Source organism: Pseudomonas sp. R76, from assembly GCF_009834565.1.
GTDB lineage: Bacteria > Pseudomonadota > Gammaproteobacteria > Pseudomonadales > Pseudomonadaceae > Aquipseudomonas.
Genome location: NZ_CP019428.1, coordinates 5,646,397 through 5,664,396 on the forward strand (window position 1 = coordinate 5,646,397; position 18,000 = coordinate 5,664,396).

General features: G+C 59.3%; 17 protein-coding genes. 5 read left to right on the forward strand and 12 right to left on the reverse strand.

Going from position 1 to position 18,000, the window contains the following annotated elements:
- The first annotated feature begins 55 nt into the window (after positions 1 to 55).
- Entirely contained in the window at positions 56 to 559 is a 504-nt protein-coding gene (locus PspR76_RS25515) for a DUF6622 family protein (RefSeq protein WP_159959752.1), read from the forward strand.
- A gap of 69 nt (positions 560 to 628) precedes the next feature.
- On the forward strand, positions 629 to 1,345 hold the full coding sequence (locus PspR76_RS25520) for a hypothetical protein (RefSeq protein ID WP_159959754.1): 717 nt from the start codon (positions 629 to 631) through the stop codon (positions 1,343 to 1,345).
- 49 nt (positions 1,346 to 1,394) lie between these two features.
- Here the strand turns inward: PspR76_RS25520 and PspR76_RS25525 are convergent, their stop codons facing one another.
- The 4 genes from PspR76_RS25525 to glyA all read right to left on the reverse strand — a co-directional run bounded on the left by PspR76_RS25525 (position 1,395) and on the right by glyA (position 6,069).
- A complete protein-coding gene (locus PspR76_RS25525) occupies positions 1,395 to 2,594 on the reverse strand; it encodes an MFS transporter (RefSeq protein WP_174245649.1) in 1,200 nt (399 codons plus the stop codon).
- A gap of 161 nt (positions 2,595 to 2,755) precedes the next feature.
- Entirely contained in the window at positions 2,756 to 3,460 is a 705-nt protein-coding gene (locus PspR76_RS25530) for a helix-turn-helix transcriptional regulator (protein ID WP_159959756.1), read from the reverse strand.
- Between the two features lie 65 nt (positions 3,461 to 3,525).
- On the reverse strand, positions 3,526 to 4,617 hold the full coding sequence (gene ptaA / locus PspR76_RS25535; protein ID WP_159959757.1) for a pyoverdine biosynthesis transaminase PtaA: 1,092 nt from the start codon (positions 4,615 to 4,617) through the stop codon (positions 3,526 to 3,528).
- A gap of 96 nt (positions 4,618 to 4,713) precedes the next feature.
- The gene (glyA, locus tag PspR76_RS25540; RefSeq protein WP_159959758.1) at positions 4,714 to 6,069 is read right to left on the reverse strand and encodes a serine hydroxymethyltransferase; all 1,356 of its coding nucleotides are present in this window, start codon (positions 6,067 to 6,069) and stop codon (positions 4,714 to 4,716) included.
- Between the two features lie 256 nt (positions 6,070 to 6,325).
- On the opposite strand from glyA, the gene PspR76_RS25545 reads away from it, so the two are divergent.
- Together PspR76_RS25545 and PspR76_RS25550 are read left to right on the forward strand one after the other, a co-directional pair.
- Positions 6,326 to 6,931, forward strand: coding sequence for a helix-turn-helix transcriptional regulator (locus tag PspR76_RS25545; RefSeq protein WP_159959759.1), 606 nt, complete (start codon positions 6,326 to 6,328; stop codon positions 6,929 to 6,931).
- Positions 6,918 to 7,796, forward strand: coding sequence for a queuosine precursor transporter (locus tag PspR76_RS25550; RefSeq protein ID WP_159959760.1), 879 nt, complete (start codon positions 6,918 to 6,920; stop codon positions 7,794 to 7,796). The genes PspR76_RS25545 and PspR76_RS25550 overlap by 14 nt, the downstream gene beginning before the upstream one ends.
- Positions 7,797 to 7,922: 126 nt before the next feature.
- On the opposite strand, the gene queC is transcribed toward PspR76_RS25550, so the two are convergent.
- The 8 genes from queC to hmpA form a co-directional block, all read right to left on the reverse strand.
- Positions 7,923 to 8,621: a 7-cyano-7-deazaguanine synthase QueC gene (gene queC, locus PspR76_RS25555; RefSeq protein WP_159959761.1), complete on the reverse strand. Its 699-nt coding sequence runs from the start codon at positions 8,619 to 8,621 to the stop codon at positions 7,923 to 7,925.
- A gap of 103 nt (positions 8,622 to 8,724) precedes the next feature.
- The gene (gene cyoE, locus PspR76_RS25560; RefSeq protein ID WP_016971085.1) at positions 8,725 to 9,612 is read right to left on the reverse strand and encodes a heme o synthase; all 888 of its coding nucleotides are present in this window, start codon (positions 9,610 to 9,612) and stop codon (positions 8,725 to 8,727) included.
- Positions 9,613 to 9,623: 11 nt separating this feature from the next.
- Positions 9,624 to 9,965: a cytochrome o ubiquinol oxidase subunit IV gene (gene cyoD, locus PspR76_RS25565; protein WP_010206434.1), complete on the reverse strand. Its 342-nt coding sequence runs from the start codon at positions 9,963 to 9,965 to the stop codon at positions 9,624 to 9,626.
- The gene (locus PspR76_RS25570) at positions 9,965 to 10,591 is read right to left on the reverse strand and encodes a cytochrome o ubiquinol oxidase subunit III (protein ID WP_056858318.1); all 627 of its coding nucleotides are present in this window, start codon (positions 10,589 to 10,591) and stop codon (positions 9,965 to 9,967) included. Before PspR76_RS25570 ends, cyoD begins: the two co-directional genes overlap by 1 nt.
- A gap of 3 nt (positions 10,592 to 10,594) precedes the next feature.
- On the reverse strand, positions 10,595 to 12,613 hold the full coding sequence (cyoB, locus tag PspR76_RS25575) for a cytochrome o ubiquinol oxidase subunit I (protein ID WP_053257915.1): 2,019 nt from the start codon (positions 12,611 to 12,613) through the stop codon (positions 10,595 to 10,597).
- Between the two features lie 3 nt (positions 12,614 to 12,616).
- Positions 12,617 to 13,558, reverse strand: coding sequence for a ubiquinol oxidase subunit II (cyoA, locus tag PspR76_RS25580; RefSeq protein WP_159961636.1), 942 nt, complete (start codon positions 13,556 to 13,558; stop codon positions 12,617 to 12,619).
- Positions 13,559 to 14,351: 793 nt separating this feature from the next.
- Complete coding sequence (locus PspR76_RS25585) at positions 14,352 to 14,858, reverse strand: disulfide bond formation protein B (RefSeq protein WP_159959762.1); 507 nt, start codon at positions 14,856 to 14,858, stop codon at positions 14,352 to 14,354.
- Positions 14,859 to 15,090: 232 nt separating this feature from the next.
- Positions 15,091 to 16,272, reverse strand: coding sequence for an NO-inducible flavohemoprotein (gene hmpA / locus PspR76_RS25590; RefSeq protein WP_159959763.1), 1,182 nt, complete (start codon positions 16,270 to 16,272; stop codon positions 15,091 to 15,093).
- Positions 16,273 to 16,419: 147 nt separating this feature from the next.
- On the opposite strand from hmpA, the gene norR reads away from it, so the two are divergent.
- Positions 16,420 to 17,967: a nitric oxide reductase transcriptional regulator NorR gene (norR, locus tag PspR76_RS25595; protein WP_159959764.1), complete on the forward strand. Its 1,548-nt coding sequence runs from the start codon at positions 16,420 to 16,422 to the stop codon at positions 17,965 to 17,967.
- Positions 17,968 to 18,000 lie beyond the last annotated feature (33 nt).

Consider the following 18,000-nt stretch of genomic DNA (forward strand, 5'->3'; position numbering starts at 1 on the left):
ACCGTGAAGACTCAAGGATTATCCACCGCCTACCCACACTGCAAGGAAGCACCCCATGCTCGATATCCTCCAAGGCACGCCCCTTTGGGTGTACGCCGTTTACCTGTGGATTTGTTATTACGGCATCAAGGCCTGCCTGGGCGGGCGGGAGAATCGTCGCTCGTTGATGATTCTGCCGGTGGTGTTGGTGGTGTGGTCGCTGATGTCGCTGGCGCCGTCGATACTGTCGAGCAGTGCTTGGGTCGGCGGCGCGCTGGTCGGCAGCCTGGTGGGTATGCTGTTGTTCAACGCCGACGGCGCGCAGCTCGCTGCCAATGGCGAAACGCTGGTGTTGCCGGGCACCTGGAAAACTTTACTCATCTCGCAGCTGTTCTTTGCCGTGAAGTATTACTTCGGCTATCAGCAGGCGGTGCATCCGCTGTTTTTGAGCACGCCAGAGATGCTGGTGGCGGTGGGCGCTGTGTCGGGGTTTACCGTTGGTCTGTTCTGCGGGCGGGCCGTGCGGTTGCAGCGGGCGTTGACGGCGTTGCGCCGTGATAAGGCCGTTGTGCTGCCTTGACCTGATCTGCGAGGCCACTGAAAATGCGCGACGCTTTTTTGTCCCGTTTACTGAAGTAGTGAAATTTCAATGTCCGATTCTTACACCGAACACTCCACCGAAGAATCCGTAACAGCCCTGCGATCCAAGGCTGAATACGAAAACGCCATCAATCTTTCACAGCATGTGCCGGCGGCCAAGATCATCAGCGAGATGGTGCTGGACGCGTTCCACACCTCCAAGGAAAGCGACCAGATCCGCGAGCTGCGCGTGGCCATCCGCCAGGCCCACGACGCCTTTGACGACGACAAGGCCTACGACCTGATGGGCCAGCTCAAGCAGCTCAAAGACGCCGAGGCCGCCGACAACATCGCCCTGGAAGACCTCAGCAGCAAATTCTCGATCAGCCGCATCTTGTCCAGCTTCAAGGACGACCCCGAGTTCCAGGAACTGGTCTACAGCCTGGCGCTCAAGGTACTGAACCAGTCCCACCAGGCGATCAGTAACCCAAGCGCCGGCAAGAGCAAGGCCTCGCGGCCGAAAAAAGAAACCGAAGTGTTTGTGATCAGCAAGGACGGCATCAGCGTTACGCTGCCGCTGCGCACGCCGCGTTCCAAGTTGAACGTCGACCGTGAGGCGTTGGAGTTCCTGGGCTTTACGTTTGTGGGCGAAGGCAGCGAGGCGGAACTGGAAAGTGAAACCTTCGTCGACAACAGTGGCGAAGAGCAGCCCGTCACGCGCAAAAGCATCGTGACCGCGCTGCAACAGCAAAGCGCCTTTGACGGCTACGCCATCGCCGCGCAGTAAGCGGCGGATGCAATAAGGCGCGCGCGCAATGCGTTGCGCCTTGTGCCGTTTACGCTTCCTTGTTCCATAACACCGCCGAACCTTTCATTACGCCCACCGCGACCGCGAACAGCAGCAAGACAAGCCCTGCCAGCAACCACGGCGACGGCAATGATGGCTGCGAGACCAACATAAACGCCAACGACGGCGCGACCATCACGCCGATATTCACCCCCGCCGCGTAATAACCCAGGTTGCGGTCCACGGTATGGCGGCTGGAAATGCTGCTGACGTAATGGGTGATGCCCGGGAACACGATCATCTCGCCCAGGCTCCACAGCACCGTGGCCAGCATCAACAGTGCCCCGACCTGACCAAACCCCATCAAGAAAAAACCGACGCCAGCCAGCAGGAAACCGGCGATCAGCGCGCGGCTGCTCGACAGGTGCGCCATGCGCAGGTTGATCGGCACTTCGAACACAATCACCAGCAACGCGTTGATGAAGAAGATGATGCCCACGTAATACGCCGGCAGTTCGGTGTAGTTGATGATGTACGCCGACAGAAAGGTCGGTGGCAATGCGTAGGCCACGTGAACCGGCAGTGCCGCCAGCAGAATCACCAGCAGCCGCGAGCGCTCATGGAGCGCGGCCTCCGGTAAGCCCTCGCCTTTGCCGGCCACCGCCGCGCCGTGTGCCTCGGGCTTTGAGCGCGCGAGATACAGGCAGGCGGCGAAGGCCAGCAGGGACAACAGCGCATTGATGTAGAACACCGCGTCGGGATGGCTCAGGAACACCAGGCTGCCCAGCAAGGGCCCGATGGCCATGCCCACGTTGATCGCCAGGCGGTTGCAGGAAAACGCCACTTTGCGCGTCTCCAACGTGCTATGGGCCACGGTTTCGGAAAACGTCGCCGGCGTGAAGGCCTCGTAGCAGGCGCCCCACAGAAACGACAACACCAACAGGGCGAGCGGGTTATCCACCGAGGGGATGACCAGCAGCAGCAAGGCATTGAGCAGCAACGCGCCGAGGATCACGCGGTTGGCGGAAAAGCGCTTGATCACCGCACCGATGATCAGGTCGGTGCACAGCGCACCCGCACCGTACACGCCCACCAACACGCCTGCGGTGGCTGCCGATACGGCGTGCTGGTGAATCAGGTACGCCGCGTAGAAAGGAAACGCCAGGGTGCCCATGCGGAACACCAGCGTAATCACGAACAAGGCCTGCAGTCGGGCATTCAGGCCGCGTAATGCGCGATAGGTGCCCATCAGCAAGGCCCGCTGCAACAGATGTCGACCAAGGCTATATAACGTTTCATGCGGCTGTCCCTTCGCAATGGTGATGCCGGTTGATCCGGCGTCACACTCAAGGCTTGGGAACGTAATGCAGCACTGCCGGGCCAACAAGCTGCCCATAAGGACAGGTAAGGTCAGGACGGGTGGCGGATATAGCCAAGCTGCAGGGCCTTGCGGATCGCCGATTTACCGTTGGTAACATCCAGCTTGGCAAAGATGTTCTTCATATGAAACTTGACCGTGTGCGACGTCATCGACGTCAACAGCGCCACTTCGTTGTAGGTCTTGCCCAGGCTGGCCCAGGTCAGCACTTCGGTTTCGCGCGGCGTCAGCAGCGTTTGTGGCTCAACGGCCGCGTGCTGTTCCAAGGCCTCGTCATACACCGACACCAGCAGCATCTGCAGCTCACTCTGGAAAGCCTGCACGGTTTCGCGAAACTGTTGTTCCTCGCCGAAGCTGCACAGGTTGAGGACCGAGTAGAACCCCCGATTGCCATGCACGATGAAACTCGCGCCCTCCCCCACCGGCTTGCACGGGCCCGGCACTGGCAACGCTTCGTCGGCCGGGGCGAGCAGGTTCTCATCGCTCCAGAAAAACGGCTTGATGCGCTTACGGGTCAGGGCAACCAGCTCGCCACGCCGGTAGAAATCATCCGCGGTATCGGACGGTTCCAGGGCATCGGGGTAATTGGAAATAATCTGCGCTTCGTCCAGCGGCGGCCCGCACTGGTAGACCTCGAAGTGCCCCAGGCCACGGCGGCTCAGCTCGGTATCGAGCAATTGCCGCACCTCTTCGGGTTCCAGGGGCGTGGGCGTGTCGGGGTGTCCATTGCGTCGCATGCGTATCGTCCTTGATCATTGAACCCGGTCGAGAATGCGGCATGCCTTGCGCGCCTGTCCAGGCCTTAAGCACTCACCACCTGCGCCGCGAATACCTCGCGAAAGCGCTGCATCTCGTGCTTATTGCCCACCGTCACGCGTACCCAGTGCGGCCAGTCCTTCCACACTCGCCCGATCAACACGCCATGTGCGGCGAGCTTCTCGATCACCTGCTCGGCCGGTTGCTTCACATCGATCATGAAGCAGTTGCTCTGCGACGCGGTACAGGTGAACCCCCGGCCCTTGAGCCACGCCACGGTCTCGTCGCGCAACTGGGCATTGAGCGCCTTGCGCTGTGGCAGCAGCTTGATGTCTTCCAGACTCGCTCGGGCGCCCAGCAGCGTAGAAGCCGCCGGCACGTTGTCGCCACCAAACACCGCCAGCCGTTCCAGCAGCGTCGGGTGGCCGATCGCCAGGCCCAGGCGTGCACCGGCCATGCCGTAGATTTTCGAGAAGGTACGCAGCACCAGCAAATCGTCGTGGTCCTTGACCCAACTGACCACGCTTGGCGTGTCGGAAAAATCGATATAGGCCTCGTCCACCACCAGCACACAGCCTTGGGGTTTGTTCACCAGCGCCTGACGGATCGCCTCGGTCGGGGTGATGGTGCCGGTCGGGTTGTTGGGGTTGCACAGGTAGAACATGCCCGCGTGGGGATCGGCGGCGAGCATCGCCGGTACGTCATGGGCGTGGCGGGCGTCGAGGCTCACTTCATGAACCTGAGTCTTGCAGGATTCGGCGGCCTGGCGCGGCACTTCGTAGGACGGTGTGGCCATGACCAGGCCACGCGTGTCGCGGGTGAATGCCAGCACCGCGTAGCGCAGGGCGGCCATGGAACCGGCAAACACCGCGACGTTTTCTTCGGTGATGCCCTGCTGCTGGGCGAACAACGCGGCTAGCGCGTACATGTCCGGGTAGGGATAACGCCCCGACGTCGCGACCCCGCGCTGCATGGCCTCACGCGCAGCGCTTGAAGGGCCGTAGGGGCTTTCGTTGTAGTTGAGCCGCACCTTGTCAGGCGTCGCCGGCGCCGGGGCGGCGAGCGCCCAATCCAGACGCCCGAGCACGGGCAGGGCCGCACCGAGGGCGAGAAGGGACCGACGACTTACGCTGACCATGGGGCTACTCCTTGTAGACGGGTGATCGATTCGCACAGTGCGTACAAGGAAGTATGACGAGGAAGGTGTCGGCTGATTTAACCGGGCTCCGGGGAATCAGCTCTCCAGGTAGTCGGCAATGGGATAGCGCGCGCACAGGGCTTCAACCTCTGAACGCGTCTGCTCGCAAACTGCAGGCTCCAGGTGGTATTCCTGCTCGCCCAGCGGTGTCACACCGTCCAGCACCCGGCAAACCAGCGCGATGACCTGGCGGCAGCCTTCACGGTCCAGCCTGCGCTGTGCCATGGAGCCGGTGCCGATACACAACCCGCTGGTCACCAACGACGAGCGCGTCTCGCCTGGCACGCGATGCTTGTTCACGACGATGGCGCACTGCTCCAGCGCCGACTCGGCGATAGCCCCGGTCATGGCGCCTTGCAGGCGGATCAACAGCGTATGGTTTTCACTGCGCCCGCCGACCACGTCGTAGCCTTTGGCCTGAAACGCGCTGGCGGCCTCATCGGCAAGTGTACGAACCCGGCCCATGCAGGCGTCGAATTGCGCCGATTTCGCGTAACCCAGCGCGGCGGCTTTTGCCGCGATCAGGTTGACCGCCGGCGCGCCCTGCATGCGCGGAAACACGGCCTGATCGAGTACGCGACTGAAGGTCGAGCGCAAGCCGGGCACTTTGGTGTTGGCGTCGCGGCCCGACAGAATCAGCCCGCCGCGAGGGCCGCCGAGTTGTTTGTGGGTGCAGGTGACGGTGACGTGGGCGGCGTTGATCGGGTTCGGGTGACGCCCCGTCGCCACCAGCCCGGCGATATGGGAAATGTCCGCCAACAGGATCGCGCCCGCCTCATCGGCAATCGCGCGAAACCGCTCGAAGTCCACCACCCGCGAGTAAGCCGACGCACCACAGATGATGATGCGTGGCCGATGTGCCAACGCCAGGCTGCGCACCTGCGCGTAGTCGATCAGGCCATCGGCATCGGTGCCGTAGCGAATGGCCTTGTAGTAGGCACCCGTGAACACCGCCGGGCTGCCAAGGGTGAGATCACCGCCGTGGTCGTGGGCCATGCCGAGCAAGGTATCGCCAGGCTCCAGCAGCGCGCTGAGTACTTGGGCAATCGCGTTGGAGGCCGAGTGCGACTGCACACTGGCGTAGTGGGCGTCGAACAGTTCGCGTGCGCGGCGAATGGCCAGGGCTTCGACCAGGTCGACGTTTTCGCAGCCGGCACGCTGACGTTTGCCCGGCATGCCTGCGGCGCTCACATTGACCAATGCCGAGGCACACGCCACCAGCGTTCGCGGTGTGACCGCGCAGGAAGAGGAAACCAGAGACAGGGTGCGGTGCTGGCGCAAGACCTCGGCATCGAGGAGGCTCGCCAGCTCGAAATCTTCAGTGTGCAGATCGGCCAGGCCACGACGCAGCAAGTCGGCCTGGTCTTTGAGGTGTGCGGTGTTGACTGCCATCGGTGCGGGTCCCTTCCTGGGCGTTGCATGCCGGTCCATCCTGAACCGCGGGCTTTTATTAAACAGGAAATTAAACAGGAAATTAAACATTTTCCAAATTTAATGTGCTTTTTTGCCCGACCGGAACCGAGCGTCGGCGCAGGAACAGCGCACCCGGGACTTTATTGTTAGGGCCCACGCATGCAACACTCCCGCCGCCGCGACGCCGCACGCGCCGCGCACAGGGAAGGCATGACTAAAAGGAAGTGGTGAGCACGTGATACACAGACGGGAAAAAACCGAGCACTTGAAGAGCAACATCAAGTACTTGATCAAAAGCCGCGGCGAAACGCAGCTGTCGTTATGCAGTGCCGCCGGCCTGACCAGGACCACCATCTACAACATCCTGGAAGGCAAGGTCGTCAACGTCCAGCAGTCCACCATTCGCAAGATTTCGGATTTCTTCGGTGTCTCTTACGACGAAATTGAAACCATCGATTTTGAAGCCAAGGAAATCATCGAGAGCAGTGTTTCCCCCCAGGGCAACATGAACCCGGCGGCCGTGCCGATCCTCACGGAAAGCCTGGTGATCCAGAACCTGGACAAGCGCATTGGCGAACTGGCGACGCTGTACCCGCTGACCTACTACTTCGGCACCTCGCATAACCTGATCGCGGTGCGCCTGGAACGCGCGATCCCCGGCATCAATGAGCCGGGTGATCTATTGATCGTGCAAAAAGGCTCGTCGAGCGACGGCAAAGAAAAGCTGGTGTACGACCGCGCCACCAAACGCATGCTGATCACCCTTGAAGCCTCTGCCCACTCGGACCGCCTGTGCGTGGTCGGCGATATCATCGAGGAGCGCTTCAATGACCACGTATGAAGCCGGCATCGAAAACAGCAAATACAAACTGCTGGGCTTTGAAAATGACAAGCGCCTGGCGGTGATCATGGTGATCGCCACGGGCAAGGTCATCAAGATGAAACTGAGCGAAGTACTCAACAGCGAAATAATGGACAATTTAAACAAAATGGAAGTTAAGAACATGTACAAGAAGTTTTATTCGCAGGGCGGGGCACTCACCGCCTACGATATAAACGACCGCAATGAAAGCTCCTGGATGATTTACATCATTCTGAACTTGCTGCTCTTCACGTTTTATATCTTCACCAGCATTGCCGCGACTAAGCCGCTGTACCTGGAGTCGCTGGGCATCATCGTTACGCCGGGCACGTTTCTGTATCCGCTGACCTTTTTGATCGTGGATTTGCTTAACGAGCAATTCGGCCTGCGCCTGGCCAGAAGGGCCATTTTGTTTGCGTTTGCCAGCAACGCGATGATCATCATCTTGCTGTATGGCTCGACCTTTCTACCGGGGCTGCCGGGCTGGAAGCTGGACGGGCCGTATAACGACGTGATCATTCAAGTGTCTTCGGTTCTGGTCGCCTCCTCCGTGTCGTTCCTGGTGTCGGAGAATATAAACTCGTACTTGCTGTGCAAGATCAAGGAACTGACCAATTCCAAATACTTGTACCTGCGCATTTTCTTCAGCACGTTCTTTGCGGTGATTATCGACAGCTTCCTGTTTTGCTTCATCGCCTTTTACGGCGCGATGCAGACCAGTGACATCCTGAGCATGATCTACGTGCAGATTGCGATCAAAGTGGGTTTTGCGTTCTTCAACATCGCACCGGCCTATGGGGCGCGTGCGTTGTTCAAGCGCTGGATTACCGGCAGCGCTGCCTGACACTTAATCGGCTGTGCAATGCGAACTAAATGTGGGAGCGGGCTTGCTCGCGAATACGGAGTGTCAGTCAACTCATCTGTAACTGACACACCGCATTCGCGAGCAAGCCCGCTCCCACATTAAACCTTAGCCCAGCTGCAACTTCTGCTTCAGGCTCTGCATCACATCAGCCTTGTTCTGCAAATACTCATTCAAACCGCGTGCACGCAGGTTGCACGCGTCGCAGTTGCCGCAGCCACTGCCGATAACGCCGTTGTAGCAGGTGAGCGTCTGGTGACGCACCAGCTCCAACTGGTTGTGGTAGTCGGCCAAGGCCCAGGTTTCGGCCTTGTTCAGCCACATCAACGGCGTGTCCAGGCGCAGCTTGTATTCCATGCCCAGCTCGAGTGCCTTGTTCAACGCTTTGACGAATTCGTCACGGCAGTCGGGGTAGCCCGAGAAGTCGGTTTCGCACACGCCGGTGATGACGGTTTCGGCCTTCACCTGGTAGGCGTAGATCGACGCCAATGTGAGGAACAGAATATTGCGGCCCGGCACAAAGGTGCTTGGCAGGCTGCCACCAGAGCTGTCCACGGTCGGTACGGGAATGTTGTCGCGGGTCAGGCTGCTGATGGCCAGTTCGTTGAGCAAGGACACGTCCATGACTTTGTGGACAGTGGCGCCCAGCTGCTTGGCGAGCTTCTGGGCCACTTCGATTTCCGCCACATGGCGCTGGCCATAGTCGAAGGTGATGCAGTGCACTTCGTCGTACAGCGGCAGTGCCTGGATCAGACAGGTCGTGGAGTCCTGCCCGCCACTGAACACCATCACGGCTTTTTTAGTCATTACGTTGCTTCCTGCAGTTTAAAAATGTGGGAATAGTTTAAAGGCCCAGCCATAAAAAACCCCGCGCTTCTTTCGAAGGCGGGGTTTTTTAATGCTCGATGACTCAGTGTGCGTAGGTCAGCAACAGCTCTTTCGGCACTTGGAAATCCAGGGACATCATCACGCTGAGCGCGGTGATGGTGAAGATCGAGAACACGAACAGCTTGCGCGCCCAGACGGTGTCGTCCACCGCCTTGTAGCCGGTCCAGGCCATGTACAACCAGTACATGCCCATGGCCGCCGCGACGGCGAGGTAGCTCATGCCGGCGTAGCCACTGAAGGTCAACATCAAGGTCGCCACGAGGAAGGCCAGGATGTAGAGCAGGATGTGTTTCTTGGCGACCTGGATGCCACGTTTGACCGGCAGAACCGGAATCGAAGCAGCCAGGTAGTCATTGAAGCGGAAGATCGCGATGGCATACGAGTGCGGCATCTGCCACAGGCTGAACATCACCAGCAGCACCAGCGCGGCCATGTCGAAGCTATTGGTCACAGCCACATAACCAATCACCGGTGGCATCGCGCCCGACAGGCTGCCCACCAGCGTGCCGTGAACCGACTTGCGCTTGAGGTACAGGCTGTAGAGGCCGACGTAGATGACAAAACCGATCACGGCAAACAGCGCCGCCAGCGGGTTGGCCACCTTGTACAACAATGCCACGCCTGCAACACCCAGGACGGTCGCGAACAGCAGTGCCAGTTTCAGGGAGATCAGGCCCTGGACCAGCACGCGGTTCTTGGTGCGTTCCATCTTGATATCGATGTCGCGGTCGATGCAGTTGTTGAACACACAACCGGAAGCTACCACCAGGGAAGTGCCGATCATTGCAGCCAGGAAAATGGCCAGATCGACATGTCCCTTGGAGGCCAGGAAAAAACCGCCTGCCACAGAAAGCACGTTACCGAAAATGATCCCAGGTTTGGTGATTTGGATAAAGTGCTTAAGCGACATCGGGTTTTACCTCACTTCGCCATCATGAACGTATGGATGCTGAACATGATCCAGATCGACAGACCAACCAGCAGCAGGATCACAAGGCCTGCGAACACAAATGCAATCACGTTATCGCGCTGCTCTTTGGAACGGTCCAGGTGCAGGAAGTACACCAGGTGAACCAAAACCTGAATCACCGCGAACGCCAGAACGATCATCAAGGTGATCGACTTCGGCAGGGTCGGGTACATCACCAGACCGAACGGGATGAGCGTCAGGATTACCGACAGGATGAAGCCGATGGCGTACGACTTAACGCTGCCGTGGCTCGCATCATGGCTGTCATGGTCATGGGAGTGTGCATTAGCCATTACAGAGTCCCCATCAGGTAAACAACGGTGAAGACGCAGATCCAGACCACGTCCAGGAAGTGCCAGAACAGGCTCAGGCAGCTCAGGCGAGTCTTGTTGGTGTTGGTCAGGCCGTGTTTATTGACCTGATACATCATCACCGCCATCCACAGCAGGCCGGCAGATACGTGCAGACCGTGGGTGCCTACCAGCGTGAAGAACGCGGACAGGAAGCCGGAACGGTGCGGGCCGTAGCCTTCGGAGATCAGCAGGTGGAACTCGTTGATCTCCATGCCGATGAAGCCCAGGCCGAACAGGAAGGTCAGTGCCAACCAGCTCAGTACGCCTTTCTTGCTGCCCTTGTAGAAGGCCAGCATGGCGAAGCCGTAGGTGATCGAACTGAACAACAGCAAGGCGGTTTCGCCGAGCACGTAAGGCAGTTCGAAGATGTCGTGGCCCGACGGGCCACCCGCTACGTTGTTTACCAGTACCGCGTACACCGCGAAGATCGACGCAAACAAGATGCAGTCGGTCATCAGGTAGAGCCAGAAACCGAATACGGTCATTGGCCCCGAGTCGTGGTGATGGTCATCGTGCCCATGGTCATCGACATGGGCGTGTCCAGCATTGGTCACTAAGTTCGACATGGTTTAAGCCTGTTCCAACGAGGTTTCTACACGGTTGGCCGGGATTTTCTTCTCGGCTACCAGGCGAGCGTGTTGCTCGGCTTCGATGCGCTCGATCGTCTCGACCGGCACCATGTAGCCTTGATCATCACGGGCAGCGTGAATGATGAAGTAACCGATGGTGCCTACCAGGCCCACGATTGCCAGCCACCAGATGTGCCAGATCATCGCGAAACCGAACACGGTCAACAGCGCGCCCATCACCACGCCAGTGGCGGTGTTGTTCGGCATGTGGATCGGCTCGTAGTGCTTAGGTTGCTGGTACGCAGTACCGTCTTCCTTGGCTTCGGTGAACGCATCGATCGTGTTCGCAGTAGGAATCACAGCGAAGTTGTAGAACGGCGGAGGCGACGAAGTCGACCATTCCAGGGTGTGACCATTCCATGGGTCGCCGGATTCGCAAGCGTTCTGCTTACGGTCACGGATACTCACGTACAGCTGGATCAGCTGGCAGGCGATACCGGCAGCGATCATCAACGCACCGAACATGGCGACGTACAGGTACGGCACCCACTCAGGGTTGGTGGTGGCGTTCAGACGACGGGTCATGCCCATGAAGCCCAATGCGTAGAGCGGCATGAACGCGACGAAGAAGCCCGAGATCCAGAACCAGAATGCAGCCTTGCCCCAACCTTCGTGCAGCTTGAAGCCGAACGCTTTCGGGAAGTAGAAGCTGAAACCAGCGATGTAACCGAATACAGCACCACCGATGATCACGTTGTGGAAGTGAGCGATCACGAACAGGCTGTTGTGCAGTACGAAGTCAGCACCCGGAATGGCCAGCAGTACGCCGGTCATGCCGCCGATAGCGAAGGTCACCATGAAGCCCAGGGTCCACAGAACCTGGCTGGTGATGCGCAGACGGCCGTGGTAGATGGTGAATAGCCAGTTGAATAGCTTCACCCCCGTCGGGATGGAAATCAGCATGGTCGCCAGGCCGAAGAAGGCGTTGACGCTGGCACCCGAACCCATGGTGAAGAAGTGGTGCAGCCACACCATGAAGCCCAGTACCGAGATTGCGCCCGATGCGTAAACCATCGAGTGGTGACCGAACAGGCGCTTGCCGGTAAAGGTCGAGATCACTTCAGAGAAGATACCGAACGCTGGCAGGATCAGGATGTACACCTCAGGGTGACCCCATGCCCAGAACAGGTTCACGTACATCATTGGATTGCCACCAAGTTCGTTGGTGAAAATGTGGAAATCCAGGTAACGGTCAAGCGACAGCAGCGCCATGGTAGCGGCCAGGATCGGGAACGAAGCCACGATCAGGACGTTGGCCCAGGTGCAGGTCCAGGTGAAGATCGGCATGTCCATCAGTTTCATGCCAGGGGCGCGCATTTTCAGGACGGTGGCCAGGAAGTTGACCCCCGTCAATGTCGTCCCGAGCCCTGATAACTGTAGCGCCCAGATGTAGTAATCCACACCCACGCCAGGGCTGTACTGAATGCCCGACAACGGCGGATACGCAACCCAGCCGGTCTTGGCGAATTCGCCGACGCCCAGGGACAGGTTGATCAGCACCACGCCGGAAACCAGCAGCCAGAAGCTCAAGGAGTTCAGGAACGGATAGGCAACGTCACGCGCACCGATCTGCAGCGGCAAGGCCAGGTTCATCAAGCCGGTGAAGAATGGCATCGCCATGAAGATGATCATGATCACACCGTGAGCGGTGAAGATCTGGTCATAGTGTTCAGGCGGCAGGTAGCCAGGCGAACCCTCGGTGGCCATGGCCAACTGGGTACGCATCATGATGGCGTCGGCAAAACCACGCAGCAGCATGACCATGGCAACGATGACGTACATGACACCGATTTTCTTGTGGTCGACAGACGTCAACCACTCGGTCCACAGGTAGGTCCACTTCTTGAAATACGTAATTGCAGCAAACAGTGCCAGACCACCCAGCGCGATCATGGCGATGGTCACCATTACGATCGGCTCGTGGAACGGGACCGCATCCCAACTTAATTTACCAAACATCGTTTACTCCTCTGCCCCAGCAGTTGAATGCGAGCCCGTGTCAGAACCTTCAACCACGGCCACTTCTTTCTTCTCGTGCTTGACCGGTTTGCCTGGCTTCATACCTTCGTACTTGTCGACGATTTTCTGAAACAGGTCCGGCGTGTACGTGGAGTACAGAGCGACTGGGTTGTTCTGGCTTGGTTTGGCAAGGGCGTCGTATTCAGCTTGATCAAGCTGTTTAGGTCCGGCCTTGACTTTGGCGACCCAGGCGTCGAAATCTTCCTGGCTCGTCGAGATCGCTTTGAATTTCATGCCGGTGAAGCCAGCGCCGCTGTAGTTGGCGGAGATGCCTTCCATTTCAGCTTTCTGGTTGGCGATCAGGTGCAGCTTGGTCTGCATGCCTGCCATCGCGTAGATCTGGCCGCCCAGAGCAGGGATGAAGAACGAATTCATCACGGCGTCGGAGGTGATCTTGAAGTTCAGCGGAGTGTGCTCCGGGAACTGGATTTCGTTAACAGTGGCGATACCCAGGTCCGGGTAGATGAACAGCCACTTCCAGTCCAGCGCGACCACTTCGATGTTGATCGGCTTGACGTCGGATTCCAGCGGACGGTACGGGTCCAGAGCGTGGGTGGACTTGTAGGTCACATAACCCAGGGCAATGATGATGAGGATCGGCACCAGCCAGACTGCAACTTCGATCTTGGTGGAGTGCGACCACTTCGGCGCGTAGGTGGCGCTGGTGTTCGACGCGCGGTATTTCCAGGCGAAGGCGAAGGTCATGATGATCACGGGGACCACGACCAGCAGCATCAGCAGGGTGGCGGTGATGATCAGGTTTCGTTCATCCAGACCGACCTGTCCTTTTGGGTCGAGCAAGGTCCACTTGCAGCCTCCCAGCATTAACAGCATGCCAAGCAGCGGCAAAAAGCCTAGTAATCGGGGGTACCTGTTTTTACTCATCTCACGACCTCTAAAGCAGCTTGCGCAATGCAGTTGGGTTTTGATCGCCAACACTTCACCCTGCCAAGGGTTGGCATTTCTCTTCGATTGAATAAGAGCCTGCCCGGCACGCCATAAATGGACGTTTCACGGACCTGCGGTGAGTTCTTATTCGATTTCGTGGTTAAAGGCCTTGTTACAGACCAATTCCATTTGGTGCGGATAGTTGAAAGGCTTGCCGGAACCTGGGGTCGCACAGAGCCATCCATCTGCCCCTCGACCGCTCCAATGCTCAAATATTGAACAGCACCGGACATTCAGTGCGGGCGATTGTAGTTAGCTAGCGATGTATAAACCATGTCTTATAAAGAAATAATTTTTATCGATTCCAGCAACAATCCTTCACCAATCTTGCAAAGGTTCGGGATCTTATCGTGTTCGATTCTCAACAAAAACCACAAAAATTGCCGTGTTATTGCGTAAAGCACCACAGCCCTTACAGCTTGTAAGGGCATGCAAAACGGATCCAAGTCCCCATAAAACAAGGCATTCGGACATCACCGATTGGCTCGGACTGCGCGACATTCGTGGCATCGCTCAAACGACGAACTGACAGCACATCTTGGCGGTTTTATGCAAATTTAAGCGGTGGCTCGGTGCGTCAGAAACGTCCTGCGACAGTGTCCGTGTGACAACATGTCGCACGCTGCGCGCACCTGATCTTGTCCTTCGTCACGCCCCTTTCACAAATCCCTACATACAAAAACGCCCCGTCCTTCCTTGAATGAAGAACGGGGCGTTTCAGTGAGTCGGGTCAGGCCTTGCGTTGGCGATTCCGATAGATGCCCAGTGGCACCAGGATCACCGTCAGCACGAACGCCACCAGCGCCCATTGCGCCAGGGACAAGCCCAGGATCGGCGGATACGGCGTGCTGCAGAAGCCGTCCACCTGGAAGCCCAGCGGGAACACCTTGGCCAGTGGCAACTCATCGACGATCGGTTGCAGCACGTCGATACCGCAGCTGACCTCGGGGAAGAACTGGGTGTACACGTGATGACCCGCCGCCGCCACGCCGCCCAGGGCACTGATGACCACCAGCCCTTCAAACAGGGTGACCGCGCCTTTGGTGCGCATGGCGGCGCCGATGAAGGCGAAGACCGCGATCAACAGCAACGCATACCGTTGCAGGATGCACAGCGGGCACGGCGCCTCGCCCAACACCACTTGCATGTACAGCGCACCGCCGATCAGCGCCAGGCAGATGATGCCCAGCAACACCAGAAAGCGCCGCTCCCTGCCTAAACGCAATTCGTCACTCATCCCCGTTTCCCTTTGCCTGATTATGGTTGTGCCTGATGGGCGCAAGTTTACACACAGGAAGTGGTTAAAACATTGGGGGGTTAACGGCGGATTAATCTGGAGGAATAGAGAAACAAATGTGGGAGCGGGCTTGCTCGCGAAGGCGGCGTGTCAGTCGACTTATAAGTGACTGATCCACCGCTTTCGCGAGCAAGCCCGCTCCCACATTTGGCCGGTGTTGTTGCCGGAAAAATTATTCCAGGGCCGATGCCGGGCCGAAGAATTCGTAGCGCGCCTGGCTATCAGGGACGCCCAAAGCCTTCAGGTGGCGTTTGATGGCGGCCATGAAGCCTTTAGGGCCGAGGAAGTAGGCGTCCAGGTCGCGCTGTTCGGGCAACCAGGCTGCCAGTTGCTCCTGGCTCAGCATCCCAACCTTGTCCGCCGCCGGGCTCACGCCATCGTCTTCGGCGTAGCAGTAGAAGCGCTTGAGCTGCGGGTGCTTGGCCGCCAGGGTGTCCACCCAGTCACGGAACGCATGCACGCCGCCGTTACGCGCGCAGTGGATAAAGTGCACCGGGCGCTCGCTGGCCAGGGCTGCTTCGAGCATCGGCAAAGTCGGTGTGATGCCCACCCCGCCGCTGATCAGCACCAGCGGTTTGTCGCTGGCCGCCAGGGTGAACTCGCCGGAGGGCGGGAACAGGTCAAGGGTGGCGCCGACGTGCATCTGGTCATGCAGGTAGTTGGACACTCGCCCACCCGCCTCGCGCTTGACGCTGATGCGGTACACGCCCGCGTCACTCAAGGCGGACAGGGAATAGTTGCGGCGCACCTCCTCGCCCTCCAGCACCAGCCTCATGCCGATGTACTGGCCTGGCGCGGCGGCCAGGATCGGGCCGTTATCCACCGGGGCGAAGTAGAACGAGATGATTTCGTCGCTCTCCTCCACGCGTTTCACCAAAAGGAACGGCCGCGCACCACGCCAGCCGCCCGGGGCCTGGGCCTTTTCGTCGTAGATCACGGCTTCGGCGCCGATCAGGATCTCGGCCAGCTGGCCGTAGGCGGCGCCCCAGGCACTCATCACCTCAGGCGTGGCGATCTCGCTGCCCAGCACTTCAGAGATGGCACGCAGCAGGCACGCGCCCACAATCGGGTAGTGCTCCGGCAGGATCTGCAACGCCACGTGCTTGTTGATGATCTTGGCCACCAGGTCGCCCAACTGGTCGAGCTGGTCGATATGCCGCGCGTACATCAGCACGCCGTTGGCCAGGGCGCGGGGTTGGTCGCCGCTGGCTTGGTGGGCCTGGTTGAACAGCGGGCGAACCTCGGGGTACTCGCTGAGCATCATCCGGTAAAAATGCGTGATCAATGCTTCGCCGCCGCTTTCCAGCAGGGGCACAGTGGATTTGACGATGGCACGGTCTTGGGCACTTAGCATGGCAGACTCCTAAGTCTTTTTACTGATTGCCCTTCTCTACTCAGTATTCGTGCCAACTTATAAATCGTTATTTTTCAATGAGTTGAGTAACACCTAGTCAATATAACTTCCTACACGATATAGTCATTAGGACTACAAGGAGTCATTATGACTGCACAATCCCTGCTCACCACCCTACTGCCGCTGGTCGCCGACCTGTCCCGCGAGCTGCCCGAAGGCGAGCGCTACCGGCGCCTGCTGCAAGCCATGCGCGCCCTGCTGCCGTGCGACGCAGCCGCCTTGTTGCGCCTGGACGGCGAATGGCTGGTGCCACTGGCGGTGGATGGCTTGAGCGCCGACACCCTTGGCCGGCGCTTCAAGGTCAGCGAGCACCCGCGCTTCGGCGTGCTGCTGAGCAGCCCAGGCCCAACCCGTTTTGACAGCGACAGCGAACTGCCCGACCCCTACGACGGCCTGGTTGATGGCCTGCATGGGCACCTGGAGGTGCATGACTGCATGGGCTGCCCGCTGTTTATCGACGACAAACCCTGGGGCCTGCTGACCCTCGACGCCCTCGACACCGAGCGTTTCGAGCGCGTCGAACTGGATGCCCTGCAAGCCTTCGCCAGCTTGGCTGCGGCCACGGTCAACGTCGCTGAACGCATCGAGCGCCTGGCGTTGCGCGCCGAAGATGAGCATCAGCGCGCCGAGATCTACCGCCAGGCCAGCGGCCAGCAGCACAAGGAAATGATCGGCCAGAGCAAGGCACACAAGCACCTGGTCGAGGAAATCAAACTGGTGGGCGGCAGTGACCTGACCGTGTTGATCACCGGCGAAACCGGCGTGGGCAAAGAGCTGGTGGCCCAGGCCATCCACGCGGCATCGGCCCGCGCGGACAAGCCCTTGATCAGCCTCAACTGCGCCGCCCTGCCGGAAACCCTGGTGGAGAGCGAGCTGTTCGGGCATGTGCGCGGGGCCTTTACCGGCGCGTTGAACGAGCGCCGTGGCAAGTTCGAGCTGGCCAATGGCGGCACCTTGTTTCTGGACGAAGTGGGCGAATTGTCGCTGACCGTGCAGGCCAAGCTGCTGCGCGTGCTGCAAAGCGGCCAGTTACAGCGCCTGGGTTCGGACAAGGAACATCAAGTGGACGTGCGCCTGATCGCCGCGACCAACCGCGACCTGGCCGAAGAAGTGCGCAATGGCCGCTACCGCGCCGACTTCTATCACCGCCTGAGCGTGTACCCGCTGCAAGTGCCGGCGCTGCGTGAGCGCGGTCGCGATGTGCTGTTGCTGGCGGGGTTTTTCCTCGAACAGAACCGTTCGCGCATGGGCCTGGGCAGCCTGCGCCTGACCAGCGATGCCCAGGCGGCGCTGCTGGCCTACAACTGGCCGGGCAATGTGCGCGAGCTGGAACATTTGATCGGACGCAGCGCGCTAAAAGCACTGGGAAACTGTCGCGAACGTCCGAAGATTTTGAGCCTCAGTGCCCAGGACCTGGACCTGCCCCACGTCAGCGCGTCGCCGGCGATCGAAGCACAGGCCGAAACCGCCGCCGTCGCCACCGGCGACCTGCGCCAGGCCACCGAACACTATCAACGCCAGATCATCAGCGCCTGCCTGGAGCGCCACCAGCACAACTGGGCCAGCGCCGCCCGCGAACTCGGCCTCGACCGCGCCAACCTGGGCCGAATGGCCAAACGCCTCGGAATGAAATAAGAAGGTCACCACAATTCAAATGTGGGAGCGGCG

Bases quoted from the DNA above. Each gene is read 5' to 3' on its own strand.
- cyoE (WP_016971085.1), bottom strand. From the start codon at position 9,612: ATGTCGCTTAAGCACTTTATCCAAATCACCAAACCTGGGATCATTTTC.
- cyoA (WP_159961636.1), bottom strand. From the start codon at position 13,558: ATGAGTAAAAACAGGTACCCCCGATTACTAGGCTTTTTGCCGCTGCTT.
- queC (WP_159959761.1), bottom strand. From the start codon at position 8,621: ATGACTAAAAAAGCCGTGATGGTGTTCAGTGGCGGGCAGGACTCCACG.
- PspR76_RS25585 (WP_159959762.1), bottom strand. From the start codon at position 14,858: ATGAGTGACGAATTGCGTTTAGGCAGGGAGCGGCGCTTTCTGGTGTTG.
- PspR76_RS25550 (WP_159959760.1), top strand. From the start codon at position 6,918: ATGACCACGTATGAAGCCGGCATCGAAAACAGCAAATACAAACTGCTG.
- PspR76_RS25525 (WP_174245649.1), bottom strand. From the start codon at position 2,594: ATGGGCACCTATCGCGCATTACGCGGCCTGAATGCCCGACTGCAGGCC.
- norR (WP_159959764.1), top strand. From the start codon at position 16,420: ATGACTGCACAATCCCTGCTCACCACCCTACTGCCGCTGGTCGCCGAC.
- cyoB (WP_053257915.1), bottom strand. From the start codon at position 12,613: ATGTTTGGTAAATTAAGTTGGGATGCGGTCCCGTTCCACGAGCCGATC.
- glyA (WP_159959758.1), bottom strand. From the start codon at position 6,069: ATGGCAGTCAACACCGCACACCTCAAAGACCAGGCCGACTTGCTGCGT.
- ptaA (WP_159959757.1), bottom strand. From the start codon at position 4,617: ATGGTCAGCGTAAGTCGTCGGTCCCTTCTCGCCCTCGGTGCGGCCCTG.
- hmpA (WP_159959763.1), bottom strand. From the start codon at position 16,272: ATGCTAAGTGCCCAAGACCGTGCCATCGTCAAATCCACTGTGCCCCTG.
- PspR76_RS25530 (WP_159959756.1), bottom strand. From the start codon at position 3,460: ATGCGACGCAATGGACACCCCGACACGCCCACGCCCCTGGAACCCGAA.
- PspR76_RS25570 (WP_056858318.1), bottom strand. From the start codon at position 10,591: ATGTCGAACTTAGTGACCAATGCTGGACACGCCCATGTCGATGACCAT.
- PspR76_RS25520 (WP_159959754.1), top strand. From the start codon at position 629: ATGTCCGATTCTTACACCGAACACTCCACCGAAGAATCCGTAACAGCC.
- PspR76_RS25515 (WP_159959752.1), top strand. From the start codon at position 56: ATGCTCGATATCCTCCAAGGCACGCCCCTTTGGGTGTACGCCGTTTAC.
- cyoD (WP_010206434.1), bottom strand. From the start codon at position 9,965: ATGGCTAATGCACACTCCCATGACCATGACAGCCATGATGCGAGCCAC.